General features: G+C 67.3%; 15 protein-coding genes. 9 read left to right on the top strand and 6 right to left on the bottom strand.

What is annotated here, in order from left to right; translation table 11 throughout:
- Positions 1 to 2 precede the first annotated feature (2 nt).
- The gene (locus Q9246_RS21225; protein WP_306392830.1) at positions 3 to 623 is read right to left on the bottom strand and encodes an LON peptidase substrate-binding domain-containing protein; all 621 of its coding nucleotides are present in this window, start codon (positions 621 to 623) and stop codon (positions 3 to 5) included.
- Positions 624 to 689: 66 nt separating this feature from the next.
- A complete protein-coding gene (locus Q9246_RS21220; protein WP_306392828.1) occupies positions 690 to 1,130 on the bottom strand; it encodes a hypothetical protein in 441 nt (146 codons plus the stop codon).
- A gap of 198 nt (positions 1,131 to 1,328) precedes the next feature.
- Here Q9246_RS21220 and Q9246_RS21215 point away from each other — a divergent pair, with 198 nt between their 5' ends.
- Positions 1,329 to 3,611 (top strand): CHASE domain-containing protein, encoded by a 2,283-nt coding sequence (locus Q9246_RS21215; protein ID WP_306392827.1) that lies wholly within the window; start codon positions 1,329 to 1,331, stop codon positions 3,609 to 3,611.
- Between the two features lie 954 nt (positions 3,612 to 4,565).
- On the opposite strand, the gene Q9246_RS21210 is transcribed toward Q9246_RS21215, so the two are convergent.
- Positions 4,566 to 5,219: a response regulator gene (locus tag Q9246_RS21210; protein WP_306392826.1), complete on the bottom strand. Its 654-nt coding sequence runs from the start codon at positions 5,217 to 5,219 to the stop codon at positions 4,566 to 4,568.
- 193 nt (positions 5,220 to 5,412) lie between these two features.
- On the opposite strand from Q9246_RS21210, the gene Q9246_RS21205 reads away from it, so the two are divergent.
- Positions 5,413 to 5,766, top strand: a complete 354-nt coding sequence (locus tag Q9246_RS21205; RefSeq protein ID WP_306392823.1) for a winged helix-turn-helix domain-containing protein — start codon at positions 5,413 to 5,415, stop codon at positions 5,764 to 5,766.
- Complete coding sequence (locus Q9246_RS21200; RefSeq protein WP_306392821.1) at positions 5,759 to 7,090, top strand: ATP-binding protein; 1,332 nt, start codon at positions 5,759 to 5,761, stop codon at positions 7,088 to 7,090. Before Q9246_RS21205 ends, Q9246_RS21200 begins: the two co-directional genes overlap by 8 nt.
- Here Q9246_RS21200 and Q9246_RS21195 read toward each other — a convergent pair.
- On the bottom strand, positions 7,080 to 8,015 hold the full coding sequence (locus Q9246_RS21195; RefSeq protein WP_306392819.1) for a methyltransferase: 936 nt from the start codon (positions 8,013 to 8,015) through the stop codon (positions 7,080 to 7,082). The genes Q9246_RS21200 and Q9246_RS21195 overlap by 11 nt on opposite strands.
- 135 nt (positions 8,016 to 8,150) lie before the next feature.
- On the opposite strand from Q9246_RS21195, the gene Q9246_RS21190 reads away from it, so the two are divergent.
- The 5 genes from Q9246_RS21190 to Q9246_RS21170 all read left to right on the top strand — a co-directional run bounded on the left by Q9246_RS21190 (position 8,151) and on the right by Q9246_RS21170 (position 13,190).
- On the top strand, positions 8,151 to 8,333 hold the full coding sequence (locus Q9246_RS21190) for a hypothetical protein (RefSeq protein ID WP_306392817.1): 183 nt from the start codon (positions 8,151 to 8,153) through the stop codon (positions 8,331 to 8,333).
- A gap of 28 nt (positions 8,334 to 8,361) precedes the next feature.
- A complete protein-coding gene (gene ypfJ, locus Q9246_RS21185; protein WP_306392815.1) occupies positions 8,362 to 9,237 on the top strand; it encodes a KPN_02809 family neutral zinc metallopeptidase in 876 nt (291 codons plus the stop codon).
- Positions 9,238 to 9,404: 167 nt separating this feature from the next.
- Complete coding sequence (locus Q9246_RS21180; RefSeq protein ID WP_306392813.1) at positions 9,405 to 10,589, top strand: zinc-dependent alcohol dehydrogenase; 1,185 nt, start codon at positions 9,405 to 9,407, stop codon at positions 10,587 to 10,589.
- A gap of 14 nt (positions 10,590 to 10,603) precedes the next feature.
- On the top strand, positions 10,604 to 11,209 hold the full coding sequence (locus Q9246_RS21175; protein ID WP_306392811.1) for a hypothetical protein: 606 nt from the start codon (positions 10,604 to 10,606) through the stop codon (positions 11,207 to 11,209).
- Positions 11,210 to 11,354: 145 nt separating this feature from the next.
- Positions 11,355 to 13,190, top strand: coding sequence for a M4 family metallopeptidase (locus Q9246_RS21170; RefSeq protein ID WP_306392810.1), 1,836 nt, complete (start codon positions 11,355 to 11,357; stop codon positions 13,188 to 13,190).
- On the opposite strand, the gene Q9246_RS21165 is transcribed toward Q9246_RS21170, so the two are convergent.
- Positions 13,159 to 13,851, bottom strand: coding sequence for a M23 family metallopeptidase (locus tag Q9246_RS21165; RefSeq protein WP_306392809.1), 693 nt, complete (start codon positions 13,849 to 13,851; stop codon positions 13,159 to 13,161). The two genes, Q9246_RS21170 and Q9246_RS21165, sit on opposite strands and share 32 nt — an antisense overlap.
- Positions 13,852 to 13,889: 38 nt before the next feature.
- Positions 13,890 to 14,933 carry a L,D-transpeptidase family protein gene (locus Q9246_RS21160; RefSeq protein WP_306392807.1) on the bottom strand — a complete coding sequence of 348 codons (1,044 nt, stop codon included), beginning with the start codon at positions 14,931 to 14,933 and terminating at the stop codon, positions 13,890 to 13,892.
- A gap of 121 nt (positions 14,934 to 15,054) precedes the next feature.
- Here Q9246_RS21160 and Q9246_RS21155 point away from each other — a divergent pair, with 121 nt between their 5' ends.
- Positions 15,055 to 15,357 (top strand): 2Fe-2S iron-sulfur cluster-binding protein, encoded by a 303-nt coding sequence (locus Q9246_RS21155; RefSeq protein WP_306392805.1) that lies wholly within the window; start codon positions 15,055 to 15,057, stop codon positions 15,355 to 15,357.
- The last annotated feature ends 4 nt before the right edge of the window (positions 15,358 to 15,361 follow it).

The following is a 15,361-nucleotide window of genomic DNA, read 5'->3' as shown; positions in this document are numbered from 1 at the left end:
GGCTAGGAAGTGATCAAGCCATGTTCATCCAGCACGTCATGCAGCAATTCGAGCCGGATCACGGGATTGTCGAGCATTAGCATATGATGCTTTTGCTGGTTCGGCAGCGGCAGCAACTCGCACCAGCGGTTGGCCACCCAGCCGCAGTCGTCGAGCCGGAACGGCGGCTGCACCGGCCAGCGCTGTTGCGGAACGTCGTGCAGCGAATTGATCACCCGGTCGAGCGCATCGGCGGCGCCCTGCAGCTCGGACGGGATGCGCACCGTGCGGTCGTCTTCCACCAGTTGCGCCTCGGCCATCCACAGGCCGTTGACGCGCTGCTCGGCGGTGACCACCGAAAAGCGGGCGCCGCCGCGGCACAGCACCTGCAGCAGGCCGGGGGTCTCGGTGGTGGTCTCGGTGACCGAGGCGATGGTGCCGGCGGCGACGAAGCGCTCCTGCTCGGCGTCGGGACGGCGCACCTCGTGGCCATGCGTCAGCAGCACCACCCCGAACGGCGTGCCGTCGAGGATGCAGCGGCTGACCATGTCGAGATAGCGCACCTCGAACACCTGCAGCGGCAACACCCCGTCCGGGAACAGCACCGTACTGAGCGGGAACAGTGGCATGGAAATCGTCGACATGGGCCCCATGATGACAGAATCGGGGCCGTTGCGGGTGTACGATTGCGGTCGATCGCGGGCGTTTTTTCAGTCGTCCGGCGCGCGCAGGGGCAGGTAGCGCAGCCACTGGCGCAGATTGTCCAGGCGCCAGCGAAGCCGGCCCCAGCCGGGGTCGGGCGCATCCACCACCCGCACCCGCACCAACTTGCCTACCACCGGCGGGCAGGCATAGGTATACAGCCCGGCTTCGCCGAACGGCAGGCTTGTTTCGCGCCCGGGGCCGATCCGGAGCGGGCCGAACACCACTGGGGTCCGGCCCTCGTTGCGCAGCAGCAGCACGTCCTGGACGCCGCGCGTCAGGCGGATCTCGGTCGGCAGCGCCAGGGCTTCGTTGGCCGCGGCCGGGAAGGCCAGCAGCAGCGCCTGGCTGGCGCCCTTCAATGGCGCCAGCATTGCGCACAGCAGCGCCAGCGTGCACAGGGCGGCCAGCGCGCTCAGCGGCCAATGGCGTGTCGCCAGTCGTCTCATCCGGCTTTGCTGCAATTGCGGCGGCAAGATTTTTTATTAGAATGTTTCATTCGGCAAAGAGCATCCAATGGTCCCGGTTGACAAGCTTCGTTGACAAAGGCCTAAAGTCGCGTGCGCCCCGTCAATGCAAGGATGCGTATCCTACGGAGTCCGGTCCCTCCGATCAACCCCGCCGCCACGGCTGCCACGCACAAGGACATGCAGCAGACCGCCAATCGCCCCCCAGTCCCGCCACCGGCGTCCGTCGCCGGCCATGCGCCACTCCTGATGGCGCTACTGGTGTTCGTGCTGACCCTCCTGATCACCTTCGGCGCCTGGTCCAGCGCCCAGCGCAGCGCCGAGGCCCAGTTGCATGAGGCCTTCGACTACCGCACCCGCGACATGGGCAACAGCATCGTGCGGCGCCTGCTGGTGTATGAACAGGTGCTGCGCGGCGCGCGCGGCTACCTGCGCGGCTCGGTCGACCTGGGCCGGGCCGAATTCGCCGAGTATTACCAGGTGCTGCGCCTGGACCAGTCGTTCGCCGGGCTGGAAGCCCTGGCGGTGGCCACCGCGCTGCCGCCGGGCGCACTGGCGGCGCACGAGGCGCGGGTGCGCGCCGAGGGTTTTCCCGAGTACCGGGTGCATCCAGTTGACGGTGAAGCGCCGCGCAGCGCGATTTCGCACATCGAGCCGTTCAATGCGCGCAACCTGCGCGCCTTCGGCTTCGACATGTACAGCGAACCGGTGCGGCGCGCGGCCATGGCGGCGGCGCGCGACAGCGGCCAGGCGGCGCTCAGCGGCAAGGTGGTGCTGGTGCAGGAAGGGTCCGGCACCGACTCGGGTGTGCTGATGTACCTGCCGGTGTACCGCCGCGGGCTGGACGTCGAGACCGTCGAACAGCGCCGCGCCGCGCTGGCGGGCTGGGTCTACGCCCCGTTCCGCATGAAAGACCTGATGCGCGGCGTGGGGGGCATCGCGGCGCCCACGCTCGACGTCGAGATCTACGACGGCGACCACATGGCGCCCGACGCGCTGCTGTACCGCTCACCGGGCGCCGACCGCGTCGGGACGCCGCGCTTTTCCACCGCCACCCGCCTGAGCATCGCGGGACGCACCTGGACCGTCCGCATGGCGTCCAGCGCCAGCCTCGAGGCCACGCTCGACCAGGACCGCCCGCAGACGGTGGCCGCCACCGGGGTGGTGCTGGGCTTCCTGGTCAGCCTGGTGGTCTGGCTGCTGGCCGGCTCGCGCCGGCGCGCGCTGCAGCTGGCGCGGGCGATGACGCTCGAGCTGCGCGAATCGCACGACCGCATCGCGGCCGACGGGCGGCGCTTCAAGACGATCCTCGAGACTGCCCACGACGGCTTCGTCGCGGTGGACCGCCACGGCCGCATCACCGACTGGAACGCGCAGGCCTCGCGCATCTTCGGCCTGGACGCCGCGCAGGCGATCGGCAGCCCGGCCGAGCACCTGCTGCCGGAGGAGCGGCGCGCCGCCTTCCGCAGCGCCTTCGACGCCTTCGCGCGCGGCGGCGCGGGCGCCGTGGCCGGCCCGCCGACCGAGACCGAGGTCTTGCACGCCAGCGGGCGCCGGGTCCCGGTGGAGCTGGCGGTAGCCCTGCTGCCCCCGGGCGACGGCGCCGGCGCCACCGTGTTCGTGCGCGACATCACGCCGCGCCGCGAGGCCGAGGCGCGCGAGGCGCAGCGCCAGCAGCGCCTGGATGAAGCGCGCCAGGCGCTGGCGCGCGCGCAGAAGCTGGAGGCGGTCGGCAAGCTCACCGGCGGCGTGGCGCACGACTTCAACAACATCCTGCACATCATCAGCGCCAACGTGCAGCTGATACTGCGCGCCGAAGGGCCGCCCAGCCGCAAGCGCCTGCACAATGTGCTCGACGCGGTGGAGCGCGGCTCGCGCCTGGCCGGCCAGCTGCTCGCCTTCGCGCGCCGCCAGCCGCTGCATCCGAGCGTGGTCGACGTGGCCGAACTGCTCGAGCGCAGCGACAGCCTGCTGCAGCGCGCCGCCGGCGACGACATCGTCCTGGAGCGCAGCGCCCCGCCCGACCTGTGGCCGACGCTGGTCGATCCGAACCAGCTCGAGCACGTGCTATTGAACCTGGTGATCAATGCGCGCGACGCGATGGAAGGCAGCGGCCGCATCGCGCTGCGCCTGGCCAACCTGACGATCGCCCCAGGCGCCAGCCAGCTCGCGGGCGAACCGGCGCCCGGCGACTACGTCGCGATCACAGTCGCCGACAACGGCCACGGCATGCCGCCCGAGGTCATGGAACACGCCTTCGAGCCCTTCTTCACCACCAAGCCCGAAGGCAAGGGCACCGGCCTCGGCCTCTCGATGGCCCACGGCTTCGTCCGCCAAAGCGGCGGCCAGATCCGCCTCGAAAGCACCCCCGGCGCCGGCACGACAGTCACCATCTACCTGCCCCGCCATACCGCACCGGTAGTCAAAGCCTTGGCCGAACCCGACATCGGCGCCCACCCCTGAGCACTGCCCCATAAGCCCCCCACAAACTCCCATTAGGGTCAGAGTAGATTTATTGAGCAATTCCTTAGAATTGCTTTTAATTCGACTCCGACCCTCATTAATCTCTACGGAAGGAAATTGCCACCCACGCTGACTCTGTCCCCGATTCATTCCAGGCGACGAGATATTGCTCAACAATTCTACTCTGACCCTAATTACTGAACGCCTTATTCATTGCACGACATTACAAGAATAAAACCGGAGAAATTACCTTTTACGAAAAATTTCTTTTAACGAAATAAAATTTCTCGACACTAGCAATTTGACGACCAAAATAAATAGGGTCAGAGTAGAATTATTTTTCAATTTCTTTTATAACCAGCCACTCAGAAATATACCTTCAACGCGATTCCAAAAAGATCTTGGCAATTAAATCTACTCTGACCCTATTTACCCGGATTGCGGAGAAATTGCTCAATAATTCTACTCTGAGGTGGCCCGGGTTGTGACCGTACCGTGGGTTCGAATCCCACCCTCTCCGCCAAGCAGCATGAAAAAAGCCACCGCAAGGTGGCTTTTTTCATTCCATTTCGCTTAACCCTCGCAAACACCGGCTTCCCATGCCATACGGGTAAATAGGGTCAGTGTAGATTTAATTTGCAATTTCTCCAAAACCTTCCTTTCCAATTAGGGTCAGAGTCAAATTATTGAGAAATTGATTGCAGAACGAGGTCGATCCGACTTGGCATCCATCGCATCCTTGACCTATCACATCGTGTAGCGACTGGTTTCATGGCCATCATCGGCCGCTAGCGCAAAATTTTGGCCAGAAACGTGGCCGCCAGCAAGAAGTTATCAAAGAATTCGACTCTGACCCTAATTGGAAAGGAAGGTTTAAGGGAAATTTACAATAAAATCTACACTGACCCTATCGGAGATAATCTGCGCGTTGCGGCGTGATGGATGGGGCGGCGGTTAGTCCAGCATTCCGCGGCGCAGGGCGATCACCACCGCATGCGTGCGGTCGCTGGCCTGCAGCTTCTGCAGCACATTGCTCATGTAGCCCTTGACCGTCTCTTCGGCGATGCCCAGTTCGCGCGCCACTTCGCGGTTGCCGTGGCCCTGGGCGACCAGGGCCAGCACGTCGCGCTCGCGCGCGGTCAGTTGCTCCGGCCTGGCCCGCGTCAGGCGCTGGGCCAGGTCGGGCGCCAGCACGCGCCGGCCGGCGTGGGCCGAGCGCACCACCTCCGCCACGCCCACGCACAGCGTGCTTTTCAAGACATAGCCGGCGGCGCCGGCTTCCAGCGCGCGCTGGATCTGGCCGTCGCCGGCATAGGTAGTGACGGCGATGATGCAGGCGTGCGGATCGGCGCTGCGGATGGCGCGGATCGCCTCGATGCCACCGCAGCGCGGCATGGCCAGGTCCATCAGGGTCACGTCCGGCAGCAGCTCGCGGTAGCGTTCCTGCGCCTGGAAGCCGTCATCGGCCTCCGCCACCACCTCGATGTCGGGCGCTTCCTCGAGCACGCCCGCGATCCCGCGCCGCATCAAGGGGTGGTCGTCGACCAGCAGCACGCGGATGCGCGCGCCCGGCGCATCGTCCGTCGCGCTGTCGGTGGCGTCGTTCATGTTTTCCGTTCGACTGTCATGGTTATCGCGGGCTGCCGTCACGCCATCCCCCCCGATTGGGCCTGCTGCACCAGGGATCTGCCCGCTATCTTCCCATTATGCCGCTTCTTGATTGCAAATCAATATTTTGTAATGACGCGGCGCCACGGCGCCACACGGCGGCGCCGGAACCTGAACTGCAAGGGAGACGATCATGGACAACGGCAGGCCGGCGTTCGAGACGCTGGCATTCCTGGATTACGAACTGATGCCGGCGGCGCGGCGCCTGCTGCGCGGCGGGCAGCCGGTGGCGCTCGGAGGACGCGCCTTCGACCTGCTTGTGCTGCTGGCCAGCCATGCCGGCGAGGTGGTGGCCAAGCGCACCCTGATGCAGGGCGTGTGGCCCGATACGGTGGTGGAAGACATCAACCTGCGCGCCCAGGTGAGGAACCTGCGCCGGCTGCTGGGCGGCGGCGCCGACTGCCCGCACCTGGTCAACCTGGCCGGCGAGGGCTACTGCCTGGCCGTGCCCGTGCGCCGCCTGGCGAGCGTGTGCGGCGATGCCTGAGGTACTGGCCTTCGGGCCGTTCCGCCTGTGCCGCCACGCGCGCCAGCTGCGCCGCGGTCCGGTCGTGGTGCCGCTCGGCGGACGCGCCATCGACCTGCTGGGCGCCCTGGCCGCGCGCCCGGGCGAGGTGCTCAGCCACGCCGAGCTCGAACGGGCGGTGTGGCCGGGCAGCCTGGTCGAGGACAGCTGCCTGCGGGTGCACGTGCGCGCGCTGCGCCAGGCACTGCAGGACGACGCCGGCGCGGCGCGCTATATCGCCAACGTCCCGGGCCGCGGCTACAGCTTCGTGGCGCCGGTGATCGCGCTGCCCGAAGACCCGCCACCGGCGCCAGCGCCCGCATCCGTGCCGCGCGCGCTGCCGGCGGCCGACTGGCCGCTGCTGGGAAGGGACGCGGACCTGGGCCTGCTGCATGCCGGGCCGCGGCGCCTGCTCACCATCGTCGGACCGGGCGGGATCGGCAAGACCGCCCTGGCGCTGGCGCTGGCCCGACGGCGGCAGGCCGACTATTCCGATGGCGCCTGCTTCATCGATTTCGCGCCATGCGCACATGGCGGCCTGGTCGAAGGCGCGCTGGCGGCGGGGCTGGGCATCCTGGCCCCGCGGGAAGGCCTGGCGCAGGCAGTCGCGGGCCGCCTGGCGCGGCGCAGCATGCTGGTCGTGGCGGACACCTGCGAACATGTGTCCGAGGCCGCGGCGCGCCAGCTGGAGGAGCTGCTGCGCGCCGCCGACGGCGTCGACGTCATCGCCACCAGCCGCCAACCCCTGGTACATGATGGCGAACGGGTACACCGCCTGGCGCCGCTCGCCTGTCCGCCGGCCGACCCGGGACGCGATCCGGCGCAGGCGCTGGCTTATCCGGCGCTGCGCCTGCTCGTCGAGCGCGCGGGAATCGCGCCCACCGCGCACCAGCTGTCGCTGGCGGGGCGCCTGTGCCGCCGGCTCGATGGGGTGCCGCTGGCGCTGGGGTTTGCCGCGGCGCGCATCCGCGCACTCGGACTGGAGGCGGCGGCGGAGCTGTTCGACGACGACGCGCGCCTGCTCGACAGCGGCTGGCGCACCGCGCTGGCGCGCCAGCGCAGCATGCGCGCGTCGCTCGACTGGAGCCTGCGGCTGTTGACGCCGGCCGAGCTGCACGTGCTGCGCGCCTGCGCGCACTTCGACGGCCTGTTCGGCGTCGACGAGGCGGTGCGCGCCGCCGGCGAAGGGGCCGCGCAATGCCTGCCGGCGCTGGTCGCGAAGTCGCTGATCGTCGTCGCTCCGGGTGGGGCCATGCCCGGCATGCGCATATGTGGCATGACCAGGCGCTACCTGCTCAGCGCTTGACCGCGTGCAGCCATACCGCCGCGATCCGCTCCACGTCCTCATAACCCGGTTCCCCCAGCTGGCCACCGAAGATGTCGGGATCGAGTTCCTCGTAGGTCCAGGCATCGCATTGCGCCGCCAGGGTCGGGCGCAGGCTGTCCAGGAAGTGGTCGTGGGCGCCGCACAGGGCCACGCCGGTGTACAGCATCAGGCTGCCGCCGCGGCGCAGGCGCGCCAGCCCCTGTTCGGCGATGCGGCGCGACAGTTCGGCGCCGCGTTCGCCGCCGCCGTGGCGGTAACGGCGCGCATCCGGATCGATCACGAAGGGCGGATTCGACACCACCAGGTCGAAGTCGCCCTGCACGCCGTCGAACAGGTCGCTCTGGCACAGCGCGACGTTGTGGGCCTGCGCCAGGCGCGCATTGACCATGGCCAGGTCGAGCGCCTTCGGGTTGACGTCGGCGCCGATCACCTCGGCATGCGGGAACTTGCGGGCGATGGCGAGCGCGCCGGCGCCGCCGCCGCAGCCGATGTCCACCGCGCGCACCGGGCCGGCGCCGACGAAGGCGAAGCCGCGCCGTATGGCATGCACGAAACGGTAGGTGTCGGGCCCGAAGAACACGGCGTCGTCGTCGCGCGTCGGCCACGCCGAGTGGAACAGCAGCATGTCGTCGAGGGTCGATGCGCGCACGGTGGAACGCAGCCCGTCATCCGTGTGCGCCAGCACGCCGGCTTCGCGCATCAGGTCCAGCACGCTGGCCGGCAGCAGGCCGGCATCGAACGGCCGGCTCCAGCCGAACACGCCGCGCAGGTCGTGCGCGCGCTCGTTGCCGGGCCGGTTGTTGATGCGGCGGTGGGTCGACGGCGTGACCGTCATGAAATGGTAGCCGGCCTGGCGCAGCACCTTGCCGAGGGTGAGCAGGGCATTGGCATTGGATGGGTTCATGCCGCCAGCGTGGCATGCGCGGTGCGGTCATTCCGTGCGCGCGCGCACGGAGAATGTGTGCGTGCGCGGGCCGGATTTGGTGCATGATGTAGTCAACCGGGACACATCGGAACCGGTAGCGAGAGAGAAAACATCATGACGAGCATGGAACTGGACGAAGTGCCGCGCGGTCGCATGGCGCGCGAGATCGCGCGCGAGCGCCGCGAACGCGCACTGCACGACGAATTGCGCGCCGGCCTGGGCGCGCTGGACGACTTGCGCGGCAAGGATGCGCGCGAGCGCGCCGACACCTGCAACCTGAAACGCGGCAGCCGCTGAGCGGCGCCGCAGCAGCCGAGGAGAAACGATGCGTTGGGAAGGCGACCGGGAAAGCGACAATGTGGAAGACCGCCGCGGTAGTGGCGGCGGCGGGGGCTTCGGCTTCGGCGGGCGCTCGATCGGGATCGGCACCATCGTCGTCGCCCTGGTTGCATCATATTTCCTGGGCGTATCGCCGGCTACCATCCTCGGCCTACTGTCGGGCGGCGCGCCGCCACAGCGGCAGGCGCAGGTCGAGCAGGCGCCCGGCGAGCGCGCCGACGACCGCGAAAGCCGCTTCGTGCGCACCACGCTGGCCTATACCGAGGATGCCTGGGCCCAGTTGTTCAGCGAACAGGGTGCGCAGTACACGCCGGCCCGGCTGGTGCTGTTCGAAGGCCGTACCAATACTGCCTGCGGTGTCGGCGAGAGCGCGACGGGGCCCTTTTATTGCCCCGCCGACAGCAAGGTGTATATCGACCTGGGCTTCTTCCGCACCATGCAGCAGCGCTTCAATGTCGAGGGCGAGTTCGCCCAGGCCTACGTGATTGCGCACGAGGTCGGCCACCACGTGCAAAACCTGCTGGGCATCTCGAACAAGGTGCATGCGGCCCGCCAGCGCGCCAGCGAGACCCAGGGCAATGCCCTGTCGGTGCGCCAGGAATTGCAGGCCGACTGCTTCGCCGGCGTGTGGGCCAACCGCACCAATCAACGTTCGAAGATCCTGGAGCAGGGCGATGTGGAAACCGCGCTGAACGCGGCCAGCGCCATCGGCGACGACGCCCTGCAAAAACAGTCGCGCAGCGTGGTGGTGCCCGATTCCTTCACCCACGGCACTTCGGCCCAGCGGGTGCGCTGGTTCCAGCGCGGACTGAAAAGCGGGCAAGTTGCAGACTGCAATACATTCGATGCCCGTCAGCTATAAATGGCACTGAATAATTGCCATTTGTACATAGTTAACTGATTTTATTCGATAGAGTCCGCATTCGTTTCCGTGCGCCTATCGCAATTCGTGACGTTTTAACATAAATTTGTGTCACATCAGCTCGTTCTTGCACGAGCCGTCAACAACCGAATTGTGAAGGAGCCTCCATGCTGGCAATGAATTACCGCGGGCCATATCGGGTCCGCGCCGATCACAAGCCCGACCCCGTCATCGAGCATCCCGGCGACGCCATCGTGCGCGTTACCCGGGCCTGCATCTGCGGGTCGGACCTGCACCTGTACCACGGCCTGGTGCCCGATACCCGGGTCGGCCATACCTTCGGCCACGAGTTCATCGGCGTGGTGGAAGAGGTGGGATCGAGCGTGCAGAACCTGAAGGTCGGCGACAAGGTGCTGGTGCCATTCAATATCTTTTGCGGTTCCTGCACGCTTTGCCAGCACGAGCTGTACGGCAATTGCCACAACACGAATGCGCAGTCCACGGCGGTGGGCGCGATCTACGGCTATTCGCACACGGCGGGTGGCTACGATGGCGGCCAGGCCGAGTACGTGCGGGTGCCGATGGCCGACGTCGGCCCGATGGTCATCCCCGACGACATCCACGACGACGACGCCGTTCTGCTGACCGATGCGCTGCCCACCGGCTACCAGGCGGCCGAGATGGGCGACATCGAGGAAGGCGACACGGTCGTCGTGTTCGGCGCGGGTCCGGTCGGCATCTTCGCCGCCAAGTCGGCCTGGCTGATGGGAGCCGGGCGGGTGATCGTGGTGGACGAGGTCGAATATCGCCTCGAGTTCGTCAAGCGCTACGCACAATGCGAGGTCGTGAACTTCAAGGAAGTGAAGGACATGGCGCTGCACATCAAGAAGATGACCGACTGGGTGGGCGCCGACGTCTGCATCGACGCCGTCGGCTGCGAAGCGGCCGGCAACACCATGCAGACCATCACCGGCGTCTACACGATGATGCAGGCCGGTTCGGCCACCGTGCTGCACTGGTGCATCAACTCGGTGCGCAAGGGCGGCAATGTGTCGATCGTCGGCGTCTATGGCCCCACCTTCAACGCGGTCCCGATCGGCAACGCGCTGAACAAGGGCTTGACCTTGCGCATGAACCAGGCCAGCGTGCGGCGCCACCTGCCGCGCCTGATCGAGCACATCCGCGCCGGCCGGATCGATCCGAAGCAGATCATCACCCACCGCGTGCCGCTGGAAGAAGTGTCGGATGCCTATCATATCTTCTCCAGTAAGCTCGATAACTGCATCAAGACCATCCTCGTCCCGCCGCGCGCCAATGAAGTGCGCGCCGTCAAGGCCAGCGTCCAGCATTGAGTCCAGGAGAAAATATGGAAACACGCAACGATATCGTCAGCGCCAACGACCAGCACGACGGCCACCACGCGCCGGGCGAGCATGACGGCGACGGCCACGTCGGCCACGTCCACGGCCACATCGCACCGCGCCGCCCGACCCGCGACCAATTGCAGCACATCCAGGGCTGGGGCGCCGACCTCGACCGCAAGAACCGCCCCGGCGTGCCGATGGAACGCACGCCGCCACGCTTCATCAACGTGCCGGACGGCGACCCGGCGCCGCAAGAGCAGCACGTCGAAGTCCTGGTCTCGACCGAGCGTCCCGGCCGCACGCCGCTGTTCGGGTCGGTGCAGCCGCCGTCCGGCCTGTCGGGCGCCATCCGGCGCCTGGCGTTCAAATCCACCGAGAACGATGTCCGTCACTGGCTGCTGTTGCTGCTGGCCGACCGCGTCAATGTGGTGGAAGGCATCGGCGACGACCTGGCCAAGGGCAAGGTGCCGAACATCCTGGCCGAGATGGGCATCAAGTCCGAGCTCAAGCACAACCCGGCCGGGCTGGCGAAGAAGGTCGCGTTGGGCGCGGCCGTGATCGGCGTCGCCTGCTACCTGATGCAGCGGCGCGGCCGGCGCTACCGCTGAATCCGGCCCTGCGGGCCACCCACGATGACCGCCTTGCCAACATTGGCAACGCGGTCATTGTTTTTGAGCAAACCGACCTTATCAGGCTCGTCCATCATGGTCGATGACCGGCGCCACCCGGCCCGGCATACCGGATGGAGACGAGATGATCCCGCAACCGCTTCTCAAGGCAGCCCTGCTGGCGGCTGCCGTCCTGTTCGCGCCCTTTGCCCTGACTGTCGCGCCCGCCGCTTTGGCGGCGCCGATGATGGGGCCGCCGCTCAAGCTGGACGGCAAGGCCCAGGCCCAGGTCGTGAACCAGCTGGCGGCGCGCCGCCCGGCGGTCGGCCTGGACGCCGACCACGGCTACAAGGTGATGGCCCAGCACCCGGGCGTGCAGGGCACCCACGTGGTGCGCGCCGCCCACCTGTACAAGGGGCTGCGGATCTTCGGCTCCGAATCCGTGGTGGTGCTCGATGCGCGCGGCCAGATCGTGTCCGAGAGCGCCTCGCCGCGCCGCCTGCACCTGGGACGCGGCGCGGCCAACCGCATGCAGGGCGCCACCGCCGGCTTCAACGTGAAATCCACCATCGGCCGCCGCGCCGCGATCAACGCCGCGCTGCGCGAGATGCCCGAGGGCGTGGCCAACGTCACGCCGCCGACGGCCGAACTGCTCATCTATCCGATCATGCGCGACGAGCGCGCGCCCGGCGCGGAGGGCAAGCTCGATGCCGAACTGAACGCGGTCGACCTGGTCGAGACGGTGGACCGCTACGAGCTGGCCTGGCTGGTGCGCCTGCGCATGCGCAGCGGAGAACAACCCCTGTACTACGACGTCGTGGTCAGCGCCCGCAACGGCGACATCATCGACCGCTGGAACATGCTGCAGACGGTGGAGGGCATCGGCAAGAGCCAGTACAACGGCGAGGTGCCGCTCAGCACCACCTTCGCCAACAACGTCTACCAGATGCTCGACCCGGAACGCGGCAAGGGCGGCTCGTTCGGCGCGATGGCGATCACCAACGCGAACCACGGCACCTCGAGCGGCCGGGTCTACACCAGCACCGTCAACACCTGGGGCGACGGCAAGCAGTTCGTCGAGGGCGGCAGCACCACGGGACCGAACGGCCAGACCGCCGCCGTCAACGCCATGTGGGGCTTGAAGAACACCTACGACATGCACAAGAACGTGCTGGGCTGGCTGGCGCTCGACGGCCAGGACACGGCTACCCACATCGCGGTGCACGTCAACCGCGGCTACGACAACGCCTATTACAGCGACACCTGCCGCTGCATGTTCATCGGCGACGGCACGCATTTCACCAACCTGGCGTCGATCGACGTGGTCGGTCACGAGATGGGGCACGGCATCACGGCGGCGACCTCGAACCTGGTGTACTCGGGCGAGCCCGGTGGCCTGAACGAATCGAGCTCGGACATCGCGGGCGAGGTGGTCGAGGCCTATGCGCGCGGCGGCGGCAAGGGCGACGTCATTCCCGAGACGGGCAACGACTGGATGCTGGGCAGCGAGATCAGCCGCACCGGCACGCCGCTGCGCTGGATGACCAAGCCGAGCAAGGACGGCAACAGCCACGACGCCTGGAGCACGGGCCTGCGCCGGCTGGACGTCCATTACAGCAGCGGCCCGAACAACCGCATGTTCTACTTCCTGGCCAAGGGTTCCAGTGCGGAGAACGGCAACGACGCCTGGAGCCGCTACCTGGTGAAGCAGCCGCTGGCGATGACGGGCATCGGCATCGACAAGGCCTTCCGCATCTGGTTCCGCGCCAACTCGACCAAGTTCACGTCCAGCACCAATTACGCGGATGCGCGCGTCAAGATGATCGAGGCCGCCGCCGAACTGTATGGCGCCGGCGGACGCGAGGCGGTGGCGGTGCAGCGCGCCTATGCGGCGATCAATGTGGGGGCGGACGTCGACGAGCCGGTGGCCGAGCCGTCGTCCGCGCCGGCTACTGGTCGGACATTAGTGGAAACGGATTGAGCGGGGTGCCTTTCCACCATTGCTTCTCGGGCGTCAGCGCGACGACGGCGAAGTGCAGGTGCGGCGCGGCCGGGTCGGCATTGCCGGTCGCGCCGACGTAGCCGACGATGTCGCCGCGCTTGACCTCCATGCCTTCCTGGAGGTTGTCGGCATAGCGGTCGAGGTGGGCGTAGTAATAGGCATATTGTTCGCTCGGGTCGAACTGGTAGACCGTCAGGCCGCCCGGTTTGCTCTGGAATAGCTTGACCACCTTGCCGTCGGCCGCCGCGACCACCGGCGTGCCGGTCGGCGCCATGATGTCGAGCGCTTCATGCTGGCGCTGTTCGCCGCGCGGTTGATAGAAGGTGTCGGTCAGCTGGCTCGAGGCGATGCCCTGCACCGGCACCAGCAGCTTGCCGGGCATGGTGGGCGTCGCCGGTGTCTCGCCGGCGGCGAGTTCGGGCCGCAGCGGCAGGTCGGCGTCCTGCAGGTTGGGCTCGACCACCGGCGCGGGCGGCAGCTGGCCCTCGATCTGCGCCGCGGGCACGCCGCCCGGATTGGACGCCGGCGGCGCGGTGGCGACGACGTCCGGCGCCGGCGAGCCGGACCGGTCGCTCAGCAATATGAACAACACCGCGGCGCCCAATAGCGCGCCAACAATCAGGGTCACCAGCCATTTCATCGCGTTCTCCATCCGGCGTCTGCGCGCCGCTGCCAGGTTTAACTAACGAGCTCCACATCGGTGCCTTCGCCGACCACGGCGCCCACTTCGGCGGCGCTCCAGTTGGTCAGGCGGATGCAGCCATGCGACTCGGTCTTGCCCACGTGGCCGGGCACCGGCGTGCCGTGGATGCCGTAGTGCGGTTTCGACAGGTCGATCCACATCACGCCGACCGGGTTGTTCGGGCCCGGCTTGATCTGCGTCTTGCTGTCGCCCGGCTTGGCGTCCCAGAACAGTTTCGGGTTGTAGTTGTAGACCGGGTTGGCGTGCACGCCATTGATTTTCCAATTGCCGATCGGCAGCGGATCGCGGCTACTGCCGGTCGAGACCGGATACTGGGCCAGCAACTGGCCGCCGGCGTCATACAGTTGCAGGGTCTTGGTCGAATCGCGTACCACGACCTTCGCCGCCGGCGGCAGCGGCTGCTTGCCGCTCACATGCGGCACCACGATCCGCTCGCCGGCGCGCGCCAGGCTTTTGCCCGGGTTCAGCCGTTGCAGGAGGGCCGGGCTGGCGTGGAATTTCTCGCCCAGGCCTTCGAGGGCATTGGCGTAGCCGAGGGCGGACAGTTTCGCCTTGCCCATCATGGTGGACGGAATCGGCTGGAAGGGGCCGGCCACGTCTTCGTCGGTGATCGTGTACTCGGCCAGCGTGGGGCTCGGGTCGGTATTCAGGGCGTTCCAGGTGGCGTCGTCGAGCTTGCCGGTTACGGGCAGCTGGCGCATGGATTGGTAGGTGTTCAGGGCCTGGCGCATGTTCGAGCCATAGGCGCCATCGATTTCGCCCGGCGACAGGTACATGCGCTCGAGCAGCACTTGCGCCCGCAGCAGGCGTTCGAATTCGGCCTGCTCGGCGATGGCGGGGTCTTGCACGGCGCCGGGGGCAATCACGCCGGGTTGCGTCGGGGCGTTCTGGAGCGGCGCCTGTTGCGTGGTGGCGGGCGGCGGAACTTGCGGGGCTACCTGCTGTTGCGCATGGGCATGGGCATGGGGGAGGGCGCCTGCGAGGGCGGCGATCAGGGTCAGTGCGGTAGCTTTCGTCATACGGTCTCCTGCAATGTGCATCTGGAAACCTTAGCGTAGTGACATCACCCATCCGGGTCTGTGCGAGAACGAACTCACCGCCCGGGCCCGGTTTGTCCCGTCCGGCGCTACAATCGGGGCCATGTCGACCCAATCCCACACCGTCACGCTGGTGCCACTCGGCGCCAGTTTTACCGCGCAAGAAGATACGACCCTGCTGCAGGCGCTCGAGGCGGCCGGGTTCGATGCGCCGAGTTCCTGCCGCAACGGGACTTGCCGGACCTGCATCTGCCGGCTGCAAGCGGGCACCGTGGCGTATACGATCGAGTGGCCGGGCCTGTCGTTCGACGAGAAACGTGAGGCTTATATCCTGCCTTGCGTGGCGCTGGCGCGCAGCGACCTGGTGGTCGTGGCGCCGCTGGCGCGCCGTTGCCGGGAGATGTGAAGCT

Origin of the sequence: Telluria beijingensis (assembly GCF_030770395.1) — a bacterium.
Classification (GTDB): Bacteria; Pseudomonadota; Gammaproteobacteria; order Burkholderiales; family Burkholderiaceae_D; genus Telluria; species Telluria beijingensis.
This window is presented reverse-complemented; position numbering and strand designations above follow the sequence as displayed.